Raw genomic sequence first — 22,259 nt, 5'->3', positions numbered from 1 at the left:
AGGAGGGCATATCCGGTGCCCAACGTGATGAAAAAGAAACGCAACTTCCACCAGGCATCGCCGGGCTGGAACATCGTGTTCAACCTGATCGCCGGCATATTCGCTTTTCTGTGCGTGTTTCCGTTCGTGTTCGTCGTCATCATCTCCTTCACCGAGGAGAAGACGCTGGCGACGGACGGGTATCGCGTCATTCCCAAGGCCTGGAGCCTGGACGCTTATCAATATATATTCAAAACCGGCGATACGCTGCTGCGCTCCTACGGGGTCACGATCCTCGTGACGGTCATCGGTACGGTCGTCAGCTTGCTGCTGATCTCGCTGTATGCTTACGCGGTATCGCGCCGCAGCTTCGCGTACCGCCGCTTTTTCTCCCTGTTCGCGATCTTCACGATGCTGTTCAGCGGCGGCATGATTCCGACTTATATCGTCGTGACGCAGCTGCTCGGCCTGAAGGACAGCATCTGGGCGCTCATCCTGCCGCTCGCCCTCAATGCCTTCTATATCATGATCCTGCGGACGTTTTACATCACCGGCATTCCCGACGCGATCATCGAGTCCGGCAAGATCGACGGCGCCGGCGAATTCCGCATCTTCTCCACCATCGTGCTGCCGCTGTCGCTGCCCGGCCTCGCTACGATCGGCCTGTTCAGTACGCTGGGCTACTGGAACGACTGGTTTAACGCGCTGCTGTACATCGACGATCCGAACAAGGTGCCGCTGCAGGCGATGCTGATGCGAATCGAATCGAGCATGCAGTTCATCCAGCAAAATTCGGCGAACGGCTCCATCAGCCTCGAGGTGCTGCAGTCGATGCCGCAGGATACGGCCCGTATGGCCATGGTCGTGCTGGCGACGGTGCCGATTATTTTCGCTTATCCGTTTTTCCAGCGTTACTTCGTTCAGGGCCTGACGGTCGGGGGCGTAAAAGAATAAGCGGGATTTGCGTACGAGAATTCGCTTTGCGTAAGTAATAAGCAGGATTTAAAGAACGAGCGGGATGTGAAAAGCATGGATTACAAGGACCCGACGAAGCCGCCCCGCGTACGCGCGGAGCTGCTGCTTCGGCAGATGACGGCGGAAGAAAAGGTCGGCCAGCTCGTGCAGCCGTTCGGCTGGCAGGCCTATGAACATAAAGGCGGGAACGTCGTCATGAAGGAGACGTTCAAGGCGCAGGTCGCCCGCGGCGGCGTTGGCTCGCTGTACGGCACGCTGCGCGCGGACCCGTGGACCGGCGTTACGCTGGAGACGGGTCTGTCGCCCGTTCAGGGCGCGGAGGCCGTCAACGAGATTCAGCGCTATGCGATCGAGCGCTCGCGGCTCGGCATTCCGCTGCTGATCGGCGAGGAGTGCTCGCACGGCCATATGGCGATCGGCGCGACGGTATTTCCCGTGCCGCTGTCGATCGGCAGCGCCTGGAACGTCGATCTGTACCGCGAGATGTGCCGCGCGGTGGCGAAGGAGACGCGCGCCCAAGGCGGCGCGGTCACGTATTCGCCGGTGCTGGACATCGTCCGCGATCCCCGGTGGGGCCGGACGGAGGAGTGCTTCGGCGAGGATCCGTATCTGGTCGGCCAGCTGGCTGTCGCTGCCGTCGAAGGCATGCAGGGCGAGCGTCTCGATGCGCCGGACAGCGTCGCCGTGACGCTGAAGCACTTCGTCGGCTACGGCAGCTCGGAGGGCGGCCGCAATGCCGGGCCCGTCCATATGGGCTGGCGCGAGCTGCTCGAAGTCGATCTGCATCCGTTCCGCAAAGCCGTCGAGGCGGGCGCCGCGTCGATTATGCCGGCTTACAACGAGATCGACGGCGTCCCGTGCACGACCAACGCGAAGCTGCTGGACGAGGTGCTGGTCCGGGATTGGGGCTTCGACGGCATGATCATCACCGACTGCGGCGCGATCGACATGCTCGCGGCGGGGCACGACACGGCGGAAGACGGCATGGAAGCCGCCGTACGCGCGCTCGAAGCCGGCATCGATATGGAAATGTCGGGCGAAATGTTCGGGCGTTATCTGCTGCAAGCGCTGAGCGAGGGCAAGTTGAACGAGGCGGCGCTGGACCGGGCGGTCGTGCGCGTCCTGACGCTCAAGTTCAAGCTCGGCCTGTTCGAGCGACCTTACGTAGATGCGCAGCTCGCCGCCGACGCGATCGGCGCGGACGCGCATGTCGCGCTGGCGCGGCAGCTGGCGGCCGAAGGCGTCGTGCTGCTGAAGAACGAGGGCGGCGCACTGCCGCTGGACGCTGCGGGCGGCGGCATGGTCGCGGTCATCGGTCCGAACGCAGACCACGGCTACAACCAGCTGGGAGACTACACGTCGCCCCAGCCGGCGGACAAGGTCGCCACGGTGCTCGCGGGCATTCGCGCCAAGCTTGGGGCCGAGCGCGTGCTGTACGCGCCGGGCTGCCGGATCCGCGGCGAAGACCGGGACGGGTTTCCGCTGGCGCTTGAGACGGCGAAGCAGGCGGACATCGTCGTCATGGTGGTCGGCGGCTCCAGCGCGCGGGACTTTGGCGACGGCACGATCGACCTTCGTACCGGGGCTTCCAAAGTGACCGAAGACGGCTGGAACGACATGGACTGCGGCGAAGGCATCGACCGCATGTCGCTGCGGCTCTCGGGCGTGCAGCTCGAGCTGATCCAGGAGATTCGCAAGCTCGGCAAGCGACTTATCGTCGTCTATATTAACGGACGGCCGATTGCGGAGCCGTGGATCGACGCGAATGCGGATGCGATCCTCGAAGCGTGGTATCCTGGGCAGGAGGGCGGGCGCGCGATCGCCGACATTCTGTTCGGCGAAGTCAATCCGTCCGGACGCCTTACGATATCGATTCCGAAGGATGTCGGGCAGCTGCCCGTGTATTATAACGGCAAGCGCTCGCGGGGCAAGCGGTACCTGGAGAGCGATTTGAAGCCCCAGTATCCGTTCGGCTACGGGCTCAGTTACACGAACTACGAATATGCCAACCTGACGGTGACGCCCGCCGCGATCGGACCCGATGAAGAAGCGATCGTCTCCGTTGATGTGACCAACGCGGGCGGCGTCGCGGGTTCCGAGGTCGTGCAGTTGTATATCTCCGATGTCGCGAGCGCGGTCACGCGGCCTGCGCTGGAGCTGAAAGGCTTCGAGAAGATTGGATTGGCGCCAGGAGAGACGCGTACCGTGCAGTTTCGGGTAGGGAGAGAACAGCTTGAATACGTAGGCCCGGCTTACGAGCGGGTCGTCGAGCCCGGACGCTTCAAGGTGCTGGTCGGGCGGCATTCGGCCGACACGCTGGCAGCCGATCTGCTCGTCAAGGAGGACGGAAACCGATGAACGCAAAAGACCTATTGGAACGTCTGCGCCGTTTCCTTCGCGAGCTGTCCGAGGCACAATGGCTGGAACGGGCGGAAGTGAGCGGTTGGGCGATCGACCGGGCGACCTACGTGCTGCCGGGGCAGTATGAGGAGCGCGCTCCCTATAAGACGGAGGGACTTGCCCCGTTTCCGAGCAAGCAGGGGAACACTTACTTTTTTCGCAAAAAGCTGGAGCTGCCCGGAGACTGGATCGCGTCGGGCGGTACCGTCGGGCTCATATTCGAATCCGGCGGCGAGGGGCTGCTCCGCGTCAACGGCGCTTCGTTTCAAGGGCTTGATCGCAACCATACGTTCGTAACGCTCGACGCCGCTCGCGTCGGCACGTCGCCGGAGCTTGCGATCGAGTTGTACGACCCGATCCCCGAGCCCGTCGATCCGCTCAACCGACAGGCGGTCATACAGCCGCCGATCGCCGCGATCCGCAGCGAGCTTGTGCTGGCGAACGAACCGGTCCAGCGCCTCCTGTACGCGGCGACGGTCGTGCGCGATTCGGCCGTACTGCTGCCGGAAACGGACTTCCGCAGGGCGCGGCTGCTTGAAGCGCTGCTTCGAGCGATGGATTCGTATGTATCCTTGAGCGAAGGGGATATCCGCGAAGGTACGGCGGTTGCAGACATCGAGGCGCGATTGGGGGACGAGGTTCGCGCGGTGGGCGGCAACGCCGAAGGCGTCCAGCACATGGTCGGGCAGTCGCATATCGACGTCGCCTGGCTCTGGCCGGTACGGGAGACGGTGCGCAAGACGAGCCGGACGTTCTCGACGGTGGACGCGCTCATGCGGGAGTATCCGGACTTCCGGTACGCGCAGAGCCAGCCGCTGCTGTTCGAATTTCTGAAGAACAACGATCCGGAGCTGTACGGGCGGGTGAAGTCGCGGATCGCCGAGGGCCGCTGGGAGCTTGTCGGGGGCATGTACGTCGAGCCCGATTTGAACATCCCGAGCGGGGAATCGCTCATGCGGCAGATGCTGTACGGCCAGCGTTTTTACCAAGAAGAATTCGGACGCGTCTCGGACATCGAGTGGCTGCCGGATACGTTCGGCTACTGCGCGTCCCTGCCCCAGATTCTGAAGCACGGCGGCGTCCGCTATTTCATGACAACCAAGCTGAATTGGAACGACACGAACGTGTTCCCTTACGATTTGTTCCGCTGGGTCGGCATCGACGGCACGCCGATGCTGTCTTACCTGAACCATGGCATCAACGAGCACACGACGCCGAAGGACATTCACGACCACTGGCAATCGTACCGGCAAAAGGACGTCTATCCCGAGCAGATGCTGCTGTACGGGCATGGCGATGGGGGCGGCGGCGTGACGCGCGAGATGCTCGAGTACGTCGACCGCTCGGACCTGATGGTCGGCCAGCCGGCGAGCAAGCACAGCACGGCCGCAGATTTTTTCGCGGGCGCAGAGGAGAAGCGGGACGAGGTGCCGGAATGGCACGGCGATCTGTATCTCGAGCTGCACCGCGGGACGTACACGACCCACGGCCGCAACAAGCGCAGCAACCGCAAAGCCGAGGTGCTATACCGCGAGGCCGAGCTGTGGCACGCGCTTGCGCTGCCTCGGCTGGACGCCGGCCTGGACGGACGGCTGCGGAGCGAACTGCACGAAGGCTGGAAGCTGATTTTGCTCAACCAGTTCCACGACATCATCCCGGGGTCGGCGATTACCGAAGCGTACGTGACCTCGGAGAAGGAATACGGGACGATTTTTGAAAAGGGACGCGATAGCCTGAACGAGATCCTGCCGGCGCTCGCAGGAGGCATCGATACGACGGCGGGAGAAGGCGTGCCGTACGTTGTATTTAACGGACTTGGCTGGGCGCGGGACGTGCAGGCGGCATTGACGGTGGCGGGATCGTCCGCGAGCGCGCTGGCCGCGTTCGATTCGGAAGGACGCCGGTTGACCGCCGATGCCGTTGGCGAGGATCGTCTGGCCGTGCGCGTGCCGGCGGTGCCGGCGTTCGGCTATAAGACGATCTGGCTGCGCGAGCGGGGTGACGCAGGCGCGGCGGCTGCGGACGCCAGGGCGCGCACGCTTGGCGACAGCTGGGAGACCGAAGTCTACCGCGTTCGGTTCAACGCGCGGGGCGAGATCGTCAGCCTGTTCGACAAGGCGGCCGGACGGGAGATCGTGAAGGGCGGCGAAGCCGCGAACCGCTTCGGCTTCTACCACGACCGTCCGACGCTGTGGGACGCCTGGGACATCGACGAGCGCTACGAGTTGCAGCCGGCCGGCGAAGCCGAACTGCTGGAGAAGAGCGTCGCGCTGCAAGGGGAGACGATGGACGTGCTGCGGTTCCGCTGGCGGCTCCATCAGTCGGAGATCAGTCAGGACGTCGTTTTCTACCATGGCGACCGGCGCATCGACTTCCGCACCCGCGTCGTCTGGAACGAGGCGCACAAGCTGCTGAAGGTCGGCTTCCCGATCGACGTCGTCGCGAGCAAGGCGACGTACGAGATTCCATACGGCGCGCTCGAGCGTCCGACGCATCGCAACACGAGCTGGGAGCAGGCCCAATACGAAGTATGCGGCCACCGGTTCGTCGACGTGTCTGAGCACGGCTACGGCGTCAGCCTGCTGAACGACTGCAAATACGGCTACGACGTCCAGGGTACGACGATCCGCCTGTCCCTGCTCCGCGCCCCCAAGTGGCCGGACGTCACCGCGGATCTGGGCGAGCACGAATTCACCTACTCGCTTTATCCGCACGAAGGCGATTGGCGGACCGCGCATACGCTGCGCCGCGCTGCGGAGCTGAACGCCGAGGACGCCGTGCTTATGGCCGATCGTCAGAGCGGTTCGCTCCCGGCGGCCGGTGCGCTGCTGCCGTTCGAGAGCGAGCATGTCGTGCTCGACTCGGTCAAGCCTGCCGAAGACGGCGACGGTATCGTGCTGCGCCTGTACGAATCGTCCGGCGGCCGCGGCACCGCGGTGCTGAACTGGCCCCGTCCGTTCGCGCGCGCCGTGCTGTCGGACGCGCTCGAGGCGAACGGGGAGACACTTGCGGCCGAGGACGGCCGGATCGCGCTGTCGTTCGCGCCGTTTGAGATTAAGACCGTTAAGCTTTTAGATCGCTAATGTATCGTGCGGGATCGGCGGTATGCAGCGGGATAGGGATGCGCGAACGCGCCGCTCCGGGCCCATTAGCGGCACGGAATGCCGCTAACATACGCCACCGGCCGCTCTGAACTATTTAATGATACGTGACTGGATAACGATGCGTGCGTCTTCTCTCAGCGGCGGCTTGTTATCTCGGTCGGATCGGTGGTTCACGGTCAGGCGGCGGTAATGCTTTATAACGTTAATTTAGCTCGTTAAATCACATAGAAGCGGGGTCTTGCCTGCCATGGAACAATTCAGATTGCCACAGATCGCGATGCCGAAGCTGACGCTGCCGGCGGCCGTGCGGGACGTGCTGGCCGAAGCCGAGCAGCGGCTCGCGCACCGTCCGAAGCTGCTCCGGCTCTTCAAAAACTGCTTCCCGAACACGCTCGAAACGACGACCAAGCTGCTGGACGACGGCACGACGTTCGTCATCACCGGCGACATCCCGGCCTCCTGGCTGCGGGATTCCGTCGAGCAGGTCGTCCACTACGTGCCGCTCGCCAAGGACGATGCCGACTTGCAGCGCATCATCGCGGGCCTCATCCGCCGCCACATTGCCTACATCCAGATCGACCCTTACGCGAACGCGTTTAACGAATCCGCCAACGACTGGCACTGGAACACGACGGACGTCACCGAGATGTCGCCGTGGGTGTGGGAGCGCAAGTTCGAGATCGACTCGCTGTGCTTCTCGATGCGTCTCGCATACCTGTACTGGAAAGAGACCGGGCGCGCGGACGTATTCGACGCGGGCTTCAAGCAGGCGATGCGCCTGATCGTCGACCTGTTCAAAACCGAGCAGCGCCATTTCGAGCAGTCCCCGTACCGCTTCACGCGCAACAACGGCATCCCGACGGATTCCCTTCGCAATAACGGGTTGGGCATGCCGGTCAATTACACGGGCATGGTCTGGTCCGGCTTCCGCTCGAGCGACGACGCCTGCGATTTCCACTACAATATTCCGGGCAACATGTTCGCCGTCGTCGCGCTGCGTCATATGCAGGAGTTCGCCGAGTGGGTGTTCCGCGACATGGCGCTGCTGGCCGAGCTGAAGGCGCTCGAAGCCGACATCGATCACGGCATTCAGCTATACGGCATCTACCGTCACCCCGAGTTCGGACCGATCTACGCCTACGAGACTGACGGCTACGGCAACTACTGCCTGATGGACGACGCGGGTACGCCGGGTCTTATGTCCATCCCGTACCTGGGCTACGTGTCCGCTGACGACCCGATCTACCAGAACACGCGCCGCTTCGCGCTGAGCAAGGAAAACCCGTTCTACTACGAAGGCAAGGTCGCGCGGGGCATCGGCAGCCCGCATACGCCGCCGGACTACATCTGGCACATGGCGCTGTCCATGCAAGGCATCACGGCGTCGACCGCCGAGGAAAAGCTGGAGATGATCGCGATGCTCGAAGCGACGGACGGAGACACGGGGTTCATGCATGAGGGCTTCCACGCCGACGATCCGGCCGTGTTCACGCGCAAGTGGTTCGCCTGGTCCAACAGCCTGTTCTCGCAGCTCGTCTACCGCGCGATGAAGGATGGATTGCTCGATGGATAAGGGGGCGAGGGAGAAGGCAGCGTTGAGTGAGGACTCGTTGAAAATCATCGTTTTCTATGACCCTGCGTTTCCGGGCGCGCCGGCGCTGTCGGAGGCGGAAGCGCAGCTGATCGGCGAGGTGGCGAACGCGGAGGAACTCGGCGAGCGCCTGCGCAATGCGGGGGGCGCCAGCTTCGTATCGCTGCACGCGCCGTATTTTCCCGTCGACGCATGGGAAGACATCCTCGCGTACCTGAAGCGCGGGGGCGGTCTGCTTAGCGCCGGCGGCGCGCCGTTCCGCAAGCCGGTTCGCCGCAGAAACGGCGCCTGGCTCGTCGAAGCCGAGCAGACGGCTTATCATCGCCAGCTTCGCATACACGAGATGCTGCGGGTGTCCGCCGATCCCGTGACGAGGCACGCTTCCCACGCGGATATCCCGCTGTTCGCGGGACAGGAGGCGCTGCTCGACGTCGCCGATACTTGGAACCTCGTGCCGCACGTGTCGAGAGCGAGTGACCTGCCGCATCAGATGGGCTCGGCAGGCCCGATGGACGCGCACGTGTACGCGCTGCTCAAGGGCATGTCGGCCGACGGACGCGAGCGGTCCGCGCCGGTCGTCCTGTGGGAGAACACCAAGGGCGACTTCGCCGGCAGCCGCTGGCTGTTCGTGAACCAGCCGCTCGGCGGCGCGTTCGCGGCGCGCGGCGGCTGGGAGGCCCTCGCGGGCTGGGCGCGGTTCTGCGCGCGCGGCGTGACGGAGCTGTGGCTGAAGCCAAGCTATGCGGTCTATGAAGCGCACGAGCGTCCGCTGCTGACGCTGCAGGCGCAGACGCTCGGACGCGGCGGCGCCGCTGGCGGTGAGGCTGGCGCTTCGGCTGATGGCCGAAACCTGAAGTGGACGTTCGACCTTCGGGTCGAACGGGAGACGAAGGGACAAGAGGGCGCCGAAGAACCGTTCCGTCTGACGCTTCGCGAGAACGTAGGCCGGGAGCTGGACGTATGGCGGATTCCGGTGCCGACGGACGTGCAAAACGGCTTCTACCGGGTGTCCTGCCGGGCCGAGTCGGAGGAAGGCGAAGTCCGCTATCTCCGGCAGGGCTTCTGGGGCGCGGACCCGGCCCTGCTGGCCGAAGGCACGCCAATCCGGGCCGGACGCGATTACTTCGAGCAGGACGGACGCCCGCTGCCGATCGTCGGCATGACCTACATGACGAGCGACGTCGCGCGCAAGTTCCTGTTCCTCCCGAACGTATCGGTCTGGGACCGCGACATGGCGCAGATGCGCCGCGCGGGCATCAACTGGATTCGTACGGGCATCTGGACGGCTTACCGCAACATCATGCAGGTCGACGGCCACGTCTCGGAGGACGCGCTGCGCGCGATCGACGCGTTTTTGCTGACGGCCAAGAAGCACGGGCTGCAGGTAACGTTCACCTTCTTCTCGTTCACGCCGGAGACTTGGGAGGGCGTCAACCCTTATCTGGACCCGCGCAGCGTAGAAGCGCAGAAGCGGTTCATTCGCTCGATCGTCAGCCGCCACCGGGACACCAAGCACGTCGACTGGGATCTGATCAACGAGCCGTCGATGTTCGATCCGGTCCGCATCTTCTCCGACGGTCCCCGTTCGAGCCGCGATCCGTTCGAGCGGGCGGCGTTCGCCGAGTGGCTGCAGCGGCGGCACGGCACGATCGCGCGCCTGCGCGAGCGCTGGGGCATGACGCCGGGCGAGCTGCCGGACTTCGCTTCGGCCGAGATTCCCGAGCCCGAGCAGATCAACTTCGACGTGCAGGACATGCATAGCGGGAAAAGGGAACGCGCTGGCTCGACTACGCGCTGTTCTCGATGGATATGCATAACCGGTGGGCGAGCCAACTCGTCGCCTCGATCAAGGACCTTTGCCCGGACCATCTCGTGACCGTAGGCCAGGACGAGGCGCTCGGCGCGCAGCGGCCTTCCCCGTTCTTCTATGGGGAAGCGGTCGACTACACGACGGTGCATTCCTGGTGGCTGAACGATCAGCTGCTGTGGGACGGCGTGTTCGCCAAGACGGCGGACAAGCCGAACGTCGTGCAGGAGACCGGCATCATGTACGTGGAGACGCCCGAGGGGCTGGCCAAGCGCTCGGAGCAGGAGCTGAGGGCGCTGCTGGAGCGCAAGTACGCCTACGCCTTCGCGGCGGGCGGCGCCGGCGCGATTCACTGGATCTGGAATACGAACTTCTATATGGACAATGCGAACGAGTCGCATATCGGCGCTCTTCGCGCGGACGGCACGGAGAAGCCGGAGGCGGACGTCTCGTACGACTTTGGCGCGTTCATCGAAGCGACGCGCGATCTGTTCAAGGGCCGCGAGCTTGAGGACGTGGCGGTCGTCTTCCCGTATTCGAACGATCTGTCCAACCGCAAGCTGGCCTTCGACGCGACGACGAAGCTGACGCGCGTATTGTCCTATGAACTGAACGTGCCGTTCCGCGGCGTGTCCGAGTACGACCTGAAGCCGCTGCTGGACGAGCCGGCGAAGCTCATCATACTGCCGTCCGCGCATAACGTGGACGACACGGCGTACGCCGCGCTGCTGGACATCGTCGGCCGGACGGGCGCGACGCTGCTCGTCACCGGACCTGCGGGCCTTGATGCATACTGGCGGCACACGGACCGTCTCGCGGACACGCTGGGCGAGCGGAAGCCCGCCAACGTCGTGCGCGAGGAGCGGCTTGCCGTCGGCGGCAAGCGTTACGCGGTCAGCTACGGCAGCCGGCGCATCGCGCAGGTCGCCAAGGAAGTGCCGGCCCGCGCCGCCGGCTCGGGAGCGGACGCCGTGGTCGACGTGTTCTACGGCATCGGCCGTATCCTCTGGTGCCCGCTGCCGGTCGAGCTGAACGAACGCAGCGAGCCGATCGCGGCGCTGTATGCGCACGCGCTGGAGACGGCAGGCTATAAGCCCGCGCTCGAGTGGCTCGAGGGCGGCGATTTGCCGGGCGTTTACGGGCGCAAACTTTCGTTTGGAGAAGGGGCGCTGTACGTATTCGTCTCGGAGTATGCCTACGATACGCCGGTCCGGGTGAAGGACGCTTCGACCGGAGCGACTTATTCGTTCCTGCTGGAACGAGAGCGCTCGGTGCTGTTCGCGGTCGACCGGGAGGGCCGCCTTACGGCCGTCTATCGCCCTGGGGAGACGACAGTAGAAACAGACATCGGCGCCTGAGCGATCAGGAGAGGAGAGAGTCATTTTGGAGCAAAAAAAGAACCGCCCATATCATCTCGCACACCCACTGGGACCGCGAATGGTATTTACCCTATGAAAAGCACCACGTCCGCCTGATTCGCCTGATGGATACGCTGATGGACACGCTGGAGCGGGAAGAAGAATACCGCAGCTTTTTCCTCGACGGCCAGACGATCATCCTGGAGGACTATCTCCAGGTTCGTCCGGAGCGCCGCGAGCGGCTCGAGAAGCTGATCCGGGAAGGCCGGATTCATATCGGTCCCTGGTATATTCTGCAGGACGCGTTCCTGACGAGCGGGGAAGCGAACCTGCGCAACCTGCTCATCGGTCACCGCGACGCCGCGCGCTACGGGACGATCTCGAAGGTCGGCTATTTCCCCGACACGTTCGGCAACATCGGCCAGGCGCCGCAGATCATGAAGCAGGCCGGCATCGACAATGCCGTTTTCGGACGCGGCGTGAAGCCGACCGGGTTCAACAACACGGTGGCCGATTCGGAGTACGAATCGTCGTTCTCCGAGCTGATCTGGGAAGGACCGGACGGGTCGCGCGTGCTCGGCATTCTGTTCGCCAACTGGTACAGCAACGGCAACGAAGTGCCGGTCGACGCGGCCGAAGCGAAGGCATACTGGGATCGCAAGCTGGCGGATGCGGAGCGCTATGCGTCGACCGGCCAGCTGCTCTATATGAACGGCTGCGATCACCAACCGATCCAGACGGACTTGCCCGAGGCGATCCGCGTCGCCCGCGAGCTGTATCCGGACACGGAGTTCGTACACTCCAGCTTCGGGGAATACTTGGAGTCGGTCAGGAAGTCGCTCGGCGACAACCTGTCCGTCGTCAAGGGCGAGCTGCGCAGCCAGCGCACCGACGGCTGGTCGACGCTCGTGAATACCGCCTCCGCGCGGGTGTATTTGAAGCAGATGAACCAGCTGGGGCAAGCGCTGCTGGAGCGGGTGGCGGAGCCGCTCGCCGCGATCGCGCACGTCGTCGGCGAAGCTTATCCGCATCACCTGCTTACCTACGCGTGGAAGACGCTCATGCAGAACCATCCGCACGACAGCATCTGCGGCTGCAGCGTCGACGAGGTCCATCGCGAGATGGTGACCCGGTTCGAGAAAAGCAAGCACGTCGCCGAGGCGATCATCGACGACAGCAAGCGGGCCGCGGCGGATGCCGTGGATACGTCGGCCTTCGCCCGCTACGGCGCGGACGCGCTGCCGGTCGTGGCATTCAACACGACCGGCTGGCCGCGCACGGGCACGGTCGAGATCGAGCTTGACGTCGAGCGCATCTACTACCGCGACGGCGTGCCGCCCGAAGAGATGCAGCGCCGCATGAAGGCGCTGGACATCGGCGGACGCGTATTGGTGGATGCCGAGGGCTTGGCCGTAGCCTGCCAGGCGGAAGATCTCGGTCTGCAGTTCGGCTACGATCTGCCGGACGACAAGTTCCGTCAGCCTTACTGGACGCGGCGCGTGAAGCTGACATTCGAAGCGACGGACGTACCGGCGCTGGGATGGAAGGCTTACGCGTGGGTCAAAGCCGTCGCTGTTGCTGGCGGCGAGGCTGCCGGCGAAGCGGGCGCTGCGCCTTCGCTCGTAAGTGGCGAGCGCTCGCTGGAGAACGACCGCCTGCGCGTCGAAGTCGCGGACGACGGCACGCTGGCGGTGACGGACAAGCAGACCGGTCGCGCCTACCGCGATCTGCTCGTCTACGAGGACACCGGCGACATCGGCAACGAGTACATGTACCGCCAGCCGGACGGCGAGACGGCGCTGACGACCCGCGGCCTGGCAGCCGATATCCGGATCGTCGAAGACGAAGCGCATCGCGGCGCGATCGAGATCGTGCACCGCTGGGCCGTGCCGGCTTCGGCGGACGCGTTGTTCGAGGAAGAGAAGCGGGAAGCCGTCTACTTCCCGGAACGCAAGGCGCAGCGCGTGGCGGAGACGGTGCCGACGGAGATTCGGACCGTCGTCAGCCTGGAGCGCGCGGGTCGCGGCGTCGGCATCCGCGCGACGATCGACAACCGCGCCAAGGATCATCGGGTACGGGCTTTGTTCCCGTCGGATATTCAGGCGAAAACGCACCTGGCCGACGCGATCTTCGAGATCGCGCGCCGGGATACCGAGCCTGCCGCCGAGTGGCGCAATCCGAGCAACGCCCAGCATCAGCAGGCGTTCGTGGACGTCGCGGACGGCGAAGCCTTCGGCCTGACGGTCGCGAACCTCGGCCTGAACGAGTACGAGGTGCTCCGCGACGGACGCGGCACGATCGCGGTGACGCTGCTGCGTTCGGTCGCCGAGCTGGGCGATTGGGGCGTCTTCCCGACGCCGGAAGCGCAGTGCCTGGGCGTGCATACGGCCGAGCTGCTGCTCGTGCCGCACGGCGGCGACGGGGCGACGGACGGCGCGTATGCGGCATCGTATCAGTTCCAGACGCCTTGGGCGCTGGCGCAGACCCGCGTGCACGAGGGCAAGCTGGCCGCTTCCGGGCAGCTGCTGAGCTGGGAAGGCGAGGGCGTCGCCTTCTCCTCCGCTGCGATTGGCGAGGAGAGCGGAGACCTGATGGTCCGCTGGTTCAACATGCGGCCGGAGGCGGCCGAGCTGCGCATAGCGGCGACGGCAGCGTCGTTCTACGAGAGCGATGTGCTGGAGCGGCGCGTTACAGATGCGGCGGCGGGGTCATCCGGCGACGCCTTCATCCGCAAGCTGGGCGCCTGCGAGATTTTCACGCTGGGCATCCGCGGCGCGGCGCCGAAGAGCGCCAAGTAGTCTCAACCAGAGATTCTTTGCAGTCGGGGTTGGCCTGAGCTGCGCAAGAAGTCTCCGTCGGAGTCTCTCTCGCGCGCCAACCGGTCAAGGTCCGCCAAGTCGTCTCAACCAGAACCTCTTCGGCTGTCCGGTTGGCCTCAGCTGCGCAAGAAGTCTCAGTCAGCGCCACTTTGCCGGCAAGCCAATCAATAGCGCCATACACGAAACGGGATGGAGCAGACACGTCTGCTTCATCCTTTTTTACATCCAAATTCGCCTTCCGCTTATAGGGTGCAGGCATCGCACGTCGGCAATCCCGCAGCCGCCCGTGAGACGCAGGGTCCAAATGCCATATAAAATGGGCAAATAACGGACTCGTAAGCGCTCCCGCCGAACGCCTATAATGGAGATGGACAAAAAAGGTCAACGGCGCCTTCCGCGCTAAATCGAATATTCCGAATATGGAGGAATGAATCATGAGCAAGCCGCAAGTGGGCATCCAGCTTTACTCCGTACGCGACCGCAGCGAGAAGGACTTCCTCGGCACGATCCGCGAGATCGCCGAGATCGGATACAAGAACGTCGAATTGGCGGGGAACTACGGCGTTTCCGCCGCCGACCTGAAGAAGGCGCTGGCGGATGCCGGCCTGAACGTCAACTCGGTGCACGTCGGCCTGAACGTGCAGGAGCCGGACAAGTTCGAATCCGACCTGAACGAGAAGGTCGCTTATTACAAGGAACTCGGCATCAAGCGCTTCGTCGTGCCTTACTACCCGCTGCCGGAAAATCCGTCCGTCGAGGACGTGAACAAGTTCGCCGACACGCTGAAGCGCGCTTCCGCGATCGTACGCGCGGCCGGCCTCGAATTCGGTTACCACAACCATGCGTTCGAATTCAAGCCGGCCCAGGACGGCAAGCTGGTCATCGATCACCTCGCCGAACAGCTGTCGGCTGAAGAGCTGACCTTCGAGTTCGACCTCGGCTGGGTGAAGGTCGCGGGTCAAGACCCTGCCGCCTACATCGAGAAGTATGCCGGCCGCCTGCCGCTCGTGCATGCCAAGGACTTCAAGGACGACGGCAAGGACACCGAGATCGGCAAGGGCTCGGTCGATTGGGACTCCGCGCTGGCGGCTGCCGAGAAGGCGGGCGTCGAGTACGTCATCATCGAGCAGGAGCAGTACGACGTGAGCTCGCTCGAGAGCGCGAAGCTGAACTACGCTTGGTTCAAGGAGCGCGGCTGGATCTAAGAGACCGCACCGCGATTCGCTGACGACAGCCCGGCCGGACGGCCGGGCTTTTTGCTATGCGCGACTCATTCTTCACCTCCCCCTTCATGCGGAATTCATACCATCTTCATGCATATCCTGCCAGTCCAGGGATAGAGTAAGAATAGCGATTCATTCTTCCTTATAGAGGTGACCATGAGATGGCGAACGAGACGAATCAGAACGGCGGACAGCAACAAGGCGCGGAAACGGATATGACGCTGACCAATCGCCAGGGACATCCGATCACGGACAACCAGAACGTGCGAACGGTGGGCAGCAGAGGACCGACGACGCTGGAAAACTATCATTTCCTGGAGAAGATCACGCACTTCGACCGCGAGCGCATTCCCGAGCGGGTCGTGCATGCGCGCGGCGCCGGGGCGCACGGCTACTTCGAAGCGTACGGAAAGGCGGGAGAAGAGCCCGTCTCGAAGTATACGCGCGCGAAGCTGTTCCAGGAGGCGGGCAAGCGTACCCCGGTATTCGTTCGCTTTTCGACCGTCGTGCACGGCGGTCACTCCCCGGAGACGCTGCGGGATCCGCGCGGCTTCGCGGTCAAGTTCTATACGGAGGACGGCAACTGGGATCTCGTCGGCAACAACCTCAAGATCTTTTTCATCCGCGATCCGCTGAAGTTTCCCGACATGGTGCACGCGTTCAAGCCGGATCCGGTGACGAACGTCAACAATATGGAGCGCATGTTCGACTTCCTGTCGCTCTCGCCTGAGGCCACGCATATGGTGACGTTCGTGTTCTCCCCGTGGGGGGATCCCGGCGAATTACCGGCAGATGCAGGGTTCTGGCGTCAATACGTACAAATGGGTCAATAAAGAAGGCGTCGGCGTTCTCGTGAAGTACCATTGGGAGCCCCTGAAGCTGCCGATCCGCAATCTGACGCAGGCCGACGCGGACAAGATCATCAGCCAGAACTACAGCCACGCCACGCAGGACTTATATGAAGCGATCGAAAAAGGCGAGTATCCGGAATGGGAGCTGCGCGTGCAGATCCTGAGCGACGACGAGCATCCAGAGCTCGACTTCGACCCGCTCGACCCGACCAAGTTGTGGCCGGAGGACGTGGCGCCGATGCTGCCCGTCGGCAAAATGGTTCTCGACCGCAATCCGGTCAACTACTTCGCGGAAGTGGAGCAGGCCGCGTTCGGCACCGGCGTGCTCGTGGACGGCCTCGACTTTTCGGACGACAAGCTGCTGCAGGGGCGGACGTTCTCCTATTCGGACACGCAGCGCCATCGCGTCGGCACGAATTATTTGCAGCTGCCGATCAATGCGCCCAAGACGCATGTCGCGACGAACCAGCGCGACGGCCAGATGGCGTACAACGTCGACGCGGCGCCCGGACAGAGCCCGCACGTTAACTACGAACCTTCCTCGCTCGGCGGGCTGAAGGAAGCGCCGAAGGCGGGCAAGGATCACGAGCCGGCGTACAATGCGAAGCTCGTACGGCAGAAGATCGACCGGCCGAACGACTTCAAGCAGGCGGGAGATACGTACCGCGCGTTCGAGGACTGGGAGCGCGACGAGCTGATCGCGAACCTGGTCGCGAACCTCGGCATCTGCAAAGCGGACATTCGCGAGCGGATGATCGGCTACTTCACGCAGGCCGATCCCGACTACGGCCGCCGCGTGCGCGAGGGGCTGGAAGCAAATGGGATGCAGAACGGCAATCCGGCAAGGGGGAGCCGCGGCTTCGGACGTCGGCCTCGAAGAGGCGAAGAAGCTGGGCGGGAAGACGGACGGGTACTGACGCGATCGCCGGCGCGTCGTCACGAATAGGGATGGAATCGATAACAGACAGCCCAGGGCCGTTAGCCGGCGACTGGGCTTTTTGTTGTGGGCGTAAGGGCCGAGAAGACGACTTCTTTCCCATAGAAATAAATGTAAACCGATGGTAAGTTTGACGAAGGAATCTGAAACTGGAGGGAATTGAATTGAAACGAACGTGGAAGAAAACGGCGTTGTCCGCCGCGCTGGTCTCCGCGTTGCTCGCCTTGCCGTTGGATCGAGCATCCGCGCTGTCGTTGTCTATAAACGGGAGCGTACAGCAGCAGGATGTCCAGCCCGTCATGGTCGACAACCGCGTGCTGGTGCCGTTGAGGGGCGCCTTGGAGCCGCTGGGAGCCGCGCTTCAATGGGACGGCGAACGACATACCGTCACGGCAACGAAAGGAAGCACGATCGTGACGCTGAAGTTGGGCTCGATAGACGCCGCGGTGCAGCGAGGACCGAGGTAACGCCGGTCAAGCTTGATCAGCCGCCCAAAATGATCGAAAACAGGGTGATGGTGCCGGTCCGTTTTCTCGTCGAGCAATTCGGCGCGGACGTCAAGTGGAACAGCGCGACCCAGACGGTGGATATCAGGACCGAAGAAGCCGGCGAAGCGGCGGTCCAAGGCGCAAAAGGCGACAAAGGCGACAAAGGAGACAAAGGAGACAAAGGAGACAAGGGAGATACGGGAGCTTCGGGAGCCACCGGGGCGACAGGTGCGTCAGGGCCGGCGGGCGCAAAGGGAGATAAAGGCGATGCCGGCGCAACAGGACCGGCAGGTCCGGCAGGCCCAAAGGGGGATAAAGGCGATGACGGCGATCCAGGAGCGACAGGCCCCGCAGGCCCCGTCGGACCTGCAGGACCTTCAGGCGTGGTGGGCCCCGCAGGCCCCGCAGGACCAGCAGGACCAATAGGTCCCATTGGACCCGCAGGCCCGACGGGCGATTCTGGTTTAGCGAGCTACATTTCCGGTTATCATCTAGCGACCCCCCGCGGACGCGATCGTGGTCGGCGGCGCGGACATTCCCTTTTCTGCGGCCGGGTTGGCTGCCGGGGGGGATGGTGCATGCCGCAGGCACGACTAAATTTACGGTAGCGAACAACGGGATTTACAAAGTCAGCTATAGCGTGAGCCTCACTGGCGGCATCGGGGCGCAAATCGCTGTCGCCCGAAACGGAATCGTAGATTCCGGCACGCCGATCGGCGTCATAAACGCCGCGGGCAACTTTAGCGGCGTCGCGCTGCTCAGCTTGTCGGCCGGGGACTTTCTCACGCTTCGCAACAATTCCTTAACGGTATTGACGCTCGTTCTCGCTCCGTCCGTCGGGGCGCAGTTCACGATCGAGCAGATCGACTGATCGCGACAGATAGCCGCGTTGCCGTCGTTTGGATTCGCCAGCGCGCCAAAGCTATGGTTGCTACGCTCCGCGGGCTTGTGCTATTATGAAACTAACGTTTTATGCCTATTGAACCGATTCTCAGTGTTCCGGCATCACGGGGGGGTGGAAGCAGTGGAAATCGCTTTGAAAATCGTACTGGTCATTTTCTCGCTCGGTCTGATCGGCACCGTATTGTTGCAGCGCGGCAAGAGCGCAGGCCTGTCGGGCGCCATCTCCGGCGGTGCGGAGCACTTGTTCGGCAAGCAAAAGGCACGGGGATTGGATCTGTTCCTTCAACGCCTCACGATCGTTCTGGCAGTCGGATTCTTCGTTCTGTCCTTGGTCGTTGCTTACGTCGTGAGTGTGTAATCGCAACGTCGTTCAAGCGGGAAGCGCGGGCTTCCCGCTTTTTTTGTATCGCGAATCGGACTGGTTCGATTTACCAAACGTTTGTTTCCCCGTTCGACCGCGTCCCGGTACCCTAGCGATATTTGGTTCGGGACATCTTGCTGCGCTCCGATTGGCTCACCGCTAAATCGTGTATACTATTGGAAGATGAGGTGATGCCAGTGCCATCGTGGAGCGAGCAGGAGCTGCTCGAGATGATGAAGAATCCAGACTACAAGCCGCTCACGTACAAGGAGCTCGAAGAACGCTTCGAGATTACGGACGCCGCCGATTTCAAGGCATTTCTGCGTCTGTTGACGGAGATGGAGGAAGCGGGGAAAATCATGCGTTCCCGCGCGCAGCGCTACGGCCTGCCCGAACAGATGAATCTGCTGCGGGGCCGGCTGCAGGCGCACGCGAAGGGCTTCGCCTTCCTGCTGCCCGAGCAGGAGGGACATCCCGATCTCTATATTAACGCGAACGACCTGAAGGGCGCGATGAACGGGGATATCGTACTAGCCCGCATCACGTCCAAGAACCAAGACGGCAGCCGCATGGAAGGCGAAGTGGTAAAAATCGTCAGCCGCGCCGTCACGCAGGTCGTCGGCGTGTTCGAGCATCACGAGAGCTACGGGCTCGTTATTCCGGACGACAAGCGGATCAACAAGGAGATCTATGTCCGTCCGGCGAATTTCAAAGGTGCGGTAACCGGGCAGAAGGTCGTAGCCGACATCGTGCACTATCCGGAGGGCAAGGCGGCCGCCGAAGGCGAGATCGTCGAGGTGCTCGGCCACAAGGACGATCCCGGGGTCGACATCCTCAGCATTATCCGCAAGCATGGATTGCCGGAGAAGTTCCCCGACGAAGTGAACGCCGAAGCCGAAGCCGCGCCGGATTCCATCTCCGAGGAAGAGATCGTCGCCCAAGGCCGGCGCGACCTGCGGAGCAAGACGATCGTGACGATCGACGGCGAGGACGCCAAGGACTTGGACGACGCGGTGAACGTGGAGCGGCTGCCGAACGGCAACTATCTGCTCGGCGTACATATCGCGGACGTCAGCTACTACGTGAAGGACAAGTCCCGGCTGGACGAGGAAGCGTACAATCGGGGCTGCAGCGTGTACCTCGTCGACCGCGTCATCCCGATGCTGCCGCACCGGCTGTCGAACGGCATTTGCTCGCTGAATCCGAAGGTGGACCGTCTGACGATGTCCTGCGAGATGGAGTTCGAAGCCGGCACGATGAAGCGGGTACGCCACGATGTTTTCACCAGCGTCATTAAGACGACGGAGCGGATGACATACACGAACGTCCGCAAGATCCTCGTCGACGAGGATCCGGAGCAGATGGAGCGGTATGCGCCGCTGGTCGAGACGTTCCGCACGATGCGCGAGCTGGCGCTGGCGCTGCGCGACAGCCGGATGCGCCGCGGCGCGATCGACTTCGACTTCGAGGAGTCCAAGGTCATCGTGGACGAGGAAGGCAAGCCGGTCGACATCGTCAAGCGCGAGCGCTCGATCGCCGAGCAGATCATCGAGGAATTCATGCTGGCGGCGAACGAGACGGTGGCGGAGCATTTTCACTGGCTGAAGGTGCCGTTCCTGTACCGGATTCACGAAGATCCGGACAGCGAGAAGCTGCTGACATTCGTTCAGTTCGCTTCGAACCTCGGCTATACGGTGCGCGGCAAGGGCAACTCCGTGCATCCGCGCGCGCTGCAGGATCTGCTGGAGCAGATTCGCGATACGAAGGAAGAGAACGTCATCAGCACGATGATGCTGCGTTCGATGAAGCAAGCCAAATACGATTCGCAGAGCCTCGGACATTTCGGGCTCGCGGCCGAATTTTACACGCACTTCACGTCACCGATCCGGCGTTACCCGGACCTGGTCATTCATCGCGTCATGCGCGAGGTGCTGGAGAACGGAGGGACGCTGCCGGAGGAACGCCTCGAGCAATGGGCGGCGCGCATGCCGGACATCGCGCAGCAGTCGTCCGAGAGAGAGCGCGTGGCCGTCGACGCGGAGCGCGACACGAGCAAGCTGAAGAAGGCCGAATTCATGCTGGACAAGATCGGCGAGGAATACGACGGCATCATCAGCGGCGTGACCGGCTTCGGCATGTTCATCGTGCTCGACAATACGGTGGAGGGTCTGGTCCGTCTCGGCGAGATGAGCGACGACTACTACCACTTCGACGAGCGCCAGATGGCGCTGCTCGGCGAGCGCACGAGCAAGGTGTACCGATTGGGAGACGAAGTGCGGATCAGAGTGGGACGGGTGAACATGGACGATTATAACATCGACTTCGAAGTGGTCGGCATGAAGCCGCGCAGCGAGAGCAGAGGCGGCGGAGCGGGCCAGCGAGGCAATGGGGGACAAGGCGGCGCCGGCGGGTTCGCGGGCGCGCGCAAGGGCAAGAAGCGCCGCGGCGGCGGGGAATCGCCGGCGGCGGAAGGCAGCCGCGGCGGAGCAGGACGCGGCGAAGGCGGCGGACGTCGCGGCGGCGCGCGCGGGGATAGCGGCGCCGGGCACGCGGCGCCGCCGTTCGTGGCCGCCGGCGCGAAGCCGGGCAGCGGCAAGCGCGGTCGCGGCGGGCGCGTCAATGTCGGTACCGGCGATGCCGATGCCGGCGTGGCCAGCGACGAGCGCGACGATTCGCCGATGCAAAGCAAGCTCGGCGAGTTCGAGCAGTCGGCGGTGCAGCTGCCGCAGCCGCAGCGGCGCGGCGCGGGGCTGGCAAGCGAGGAATTAATCGGCTTTGGCAGCGATGCAGGATTTCCGCCGCGGCACGAGCGCGACCGCGAGCCGGTCGACGTGAACCGCGATTCGCCGGACTACGTGCCGGCGCCTACGCAGAAGAGCAAGCGCGGTCCGAAGCTCGACATGTGGGGCCTCCCGTTCACGACGCGCAAGTACGCGAACGATGACGACGAGGAGCGTTTCTACGGCGAGAAGAGCCAACTGCGCCGCGAGCGCAGCGCGCTCGGCCACGGCCGCAGCGGCGGCAACCGCTCCGGCGGCAGGCCGGGTCCTGGCGGCGGCGGTCCCGGCTCCCGTGGCGGCCGCTTCGGCGGCAAGCCGGGCCCTGGCGGCCGTCCGCAGCAGGGCGCCGCGCAGGGCAAGGGCGGCGCGCAGCCGGGCGATGCCGGGCGCAGCGCACGGGCCAAAGCCGCCGCGCAGACGGCGGCGGCATCCGCCTCCGGCGGCAAGAGCGCGCCGGAGGGCGCGCGCCCCGAAGGCGCCCCCAAGCCGCGCCGCCGGCGCAAGCCGAAGGCGCCTGGCGCGAAGCCGACGCCTTCGCCGGAACAATAATAACGAGAACCCCGCCGCAGCCGCGGCGGGTTCTTTGTTTTGCGTTTTGCGCCGGAATTCCGCTCGCCTCAAGTGAACACGTCGATCAACACATTGCCGTCTGCGCCTCGCGCTGCGTCCCAAGTATGCACGTA

The 22,259-nt window shown here is 63.7% G+C and carries 11 protein-coding genes and 2 pseudogenes; all 13 read left to right on the top strand.

Translation table 11 applies throughout. From position 1 onward, the window contains the following. Positions 1 to 27 precede the first annotated feature (27 nt). The 13 genes and pseudogenes from OMP38_RS20660 to rnr all read left to right on the top strand — a co-directional run bounded on the left by OMP38_RS20660 (position 28) and on the right by rnr (position 22,125). Positions 28 to 933 carry a carbohydrate ABC transporter permease gene (locus tag OMP38_RS20660; protein WP_277566890.1) on the top strand — a complete coding sequence of 302 codons (906 nt, stop codon included), beginning with the start codon at positions 28 to 30 and terminating at the stop codon, positions 931 to 933. Between the two features lie 75 nt (positions 934 to 1,008). After that, positions 1,009 to 3,312, top strand: coding sequence for a glycoside hydrolase family 3 N-terminal domain-containing protein (locus OMP38_RS20655; protein WP_277566747.1), 2,304 nt, complete (start codon positions 1,009 to 1,011; stop codon positions 3,310 to 3,312). A gap of 14 nt (positions 3,313 to 3,326) precedes the next feature. Further along, positions 3,327 to 6,437: an alpha-mannosidase gene (locus tag OMP38_RS20650; RefSeq protein ID WP_277566889.1), complete on the top strand. Its 3,111-nt coding sequence runs from the start codon at positions 3,327 to 3,329 to the stop codon at positions 6,435 to 6,437. A gap of 268 nt (positions 6,438 to 6,705) precedes the next feature. After that, the gene (locus OMP38_RS20645; protein WP_277566746.1) at positions 6,706 to 8,031 is read left to right on the top strand and encodes a glycoside hydrolase family 125 protein; all 1,326 of its coding nucleotides are present in this window, start codon (positions 6,706 to 6,708) and stop codon (positions 8,029 to 8,031) included. Continuing rightward, positions 8,024 to 11,214 (top strand): annotated as a pseudogene (locus OMP38_RS20640) (beta-galactosidase). The gene OMP38_RS20645 and the pseudogene OMP38_RS20640 overlap by 8 nt, the downstream one beginning before the upstream one ends. Further along, positions 11,211 to 14,012: an alpha-mannosidase gene (locus tag OMP38_RS20635; RefSeq protein ID WP_277566888.1), complete on the top strand. Its 2,802-nt coding sequence runs from the start codon at positions 11,211 to 11,213 to the stop codon at positions 14,010 to 14,012. The pseudogene OMP38_RS20640 and the gene OMP38_RS20635 overlap by 4 nt, the downstream one beginning before the upstream one ends. Before the next feature lie 455 nt (positions 14,013 to 14,467). Next, positions 14,468 to 15,238, top strand: coding sequence for a sugar phosphate isomerase/epimerase family protein (locus OMP38_RS20630; protein WP_277566745.1), 771 nt, complete (start codon positions 14,468 to 14,470; stop codon positions 15,236 to 15,238). A gap of 179 nt (positions 15,239 to 15,417) precedes the next feature. Next, positions 15,418 to 17,024: pseudogene (locus OMP38_RS20625) on the top strand (catalase). A gap of 184 nt (positions 17,025 to 17,208) precedes the next feature. Further along, complete coding sequence (locus OMP38_RS20620) at positions 17,209 to 17,511, top strand: copper amine oxidase N-terminal domain-containing protein (RefSeq protein WP_277566744.1); 303 nt, start codon at positions 17,209 to 17,211, stop codon at positions 17,509 to 17,511. Continuing rightward, positions 17,409 to 18,140: a copper amine oxidase N-terminal domain-containing protein gene (locus OMP38_RS36095; protein ID WP_420869685.1), complete on the top strand. Its 732-nt coding sequence runs from the start codon at positions 17,409 to 17,411 to the stop codon at positions 18,138 to 18,140. The genes OMP38_RS20620 and OMP38_RS36095 overlap by 103 nt, the downstream gene beginning before the upstream one ends. Beyond that, the gene (locus OMP38_RS20615) at positions 18,104 to 18,403 is read left to right on the top strand and encodes a BclA C-terminal domain-containing protein (RefSeq protein ID WP_277566743.1); all 300 of its coding nucleotides are present in this window, start codon (positions 18,104 to 18,106) and stop codon (positions 18,401 to 18,403) included. The genes OMP38_RS36095 and OMP38_RS20615 overlap by 37 nt, the downstream gene beginning before the upstream one ends. A 153-nt stretch (positions 18,404 to 18,556) precedes the next feature. Next, positions 18,557 to 18,793 carry a preprotein translocase subunit SecG gene (secG, locus tag OMP38_RS20610; protein ID WP_090117057.1) on the top strand — a complete coding sequence of 79 codons (237 nt, stop codon included), beginning with the start codon at positions 18,557 to 18,559 and terminating at the stop codon, positions 18,791 to 18,793. A gap of 194 nt (positions 18,794 to 18,987) precedes the next feature. Further along, positions 18,988 to 22,125, top strand: coding sequence for a ribonuclease R (rnr, locus tag OMP38_RS20605; protein WP_277566742.1), 3,138 nt, complete (start codon positions 18,988 to 18,990; stop codon positions 22,123 to 22,125). The last annotated feature ends 134 nt before the right edge of the window (positions 22,126 to 22,259 follow it).

Source organism: Cohnella ginsengisoli (assembly GCF_029525555.1).
Taxonomy (GTDB): Bacteria; Bacillota; Bacilli; order Paenibacillales; family Paenibacillaceae; genus Cohnella; species Cohnella ginsengisoli.
This window is presented reverse-complemented; position numbering and strand designations above follow the sequence as displayed.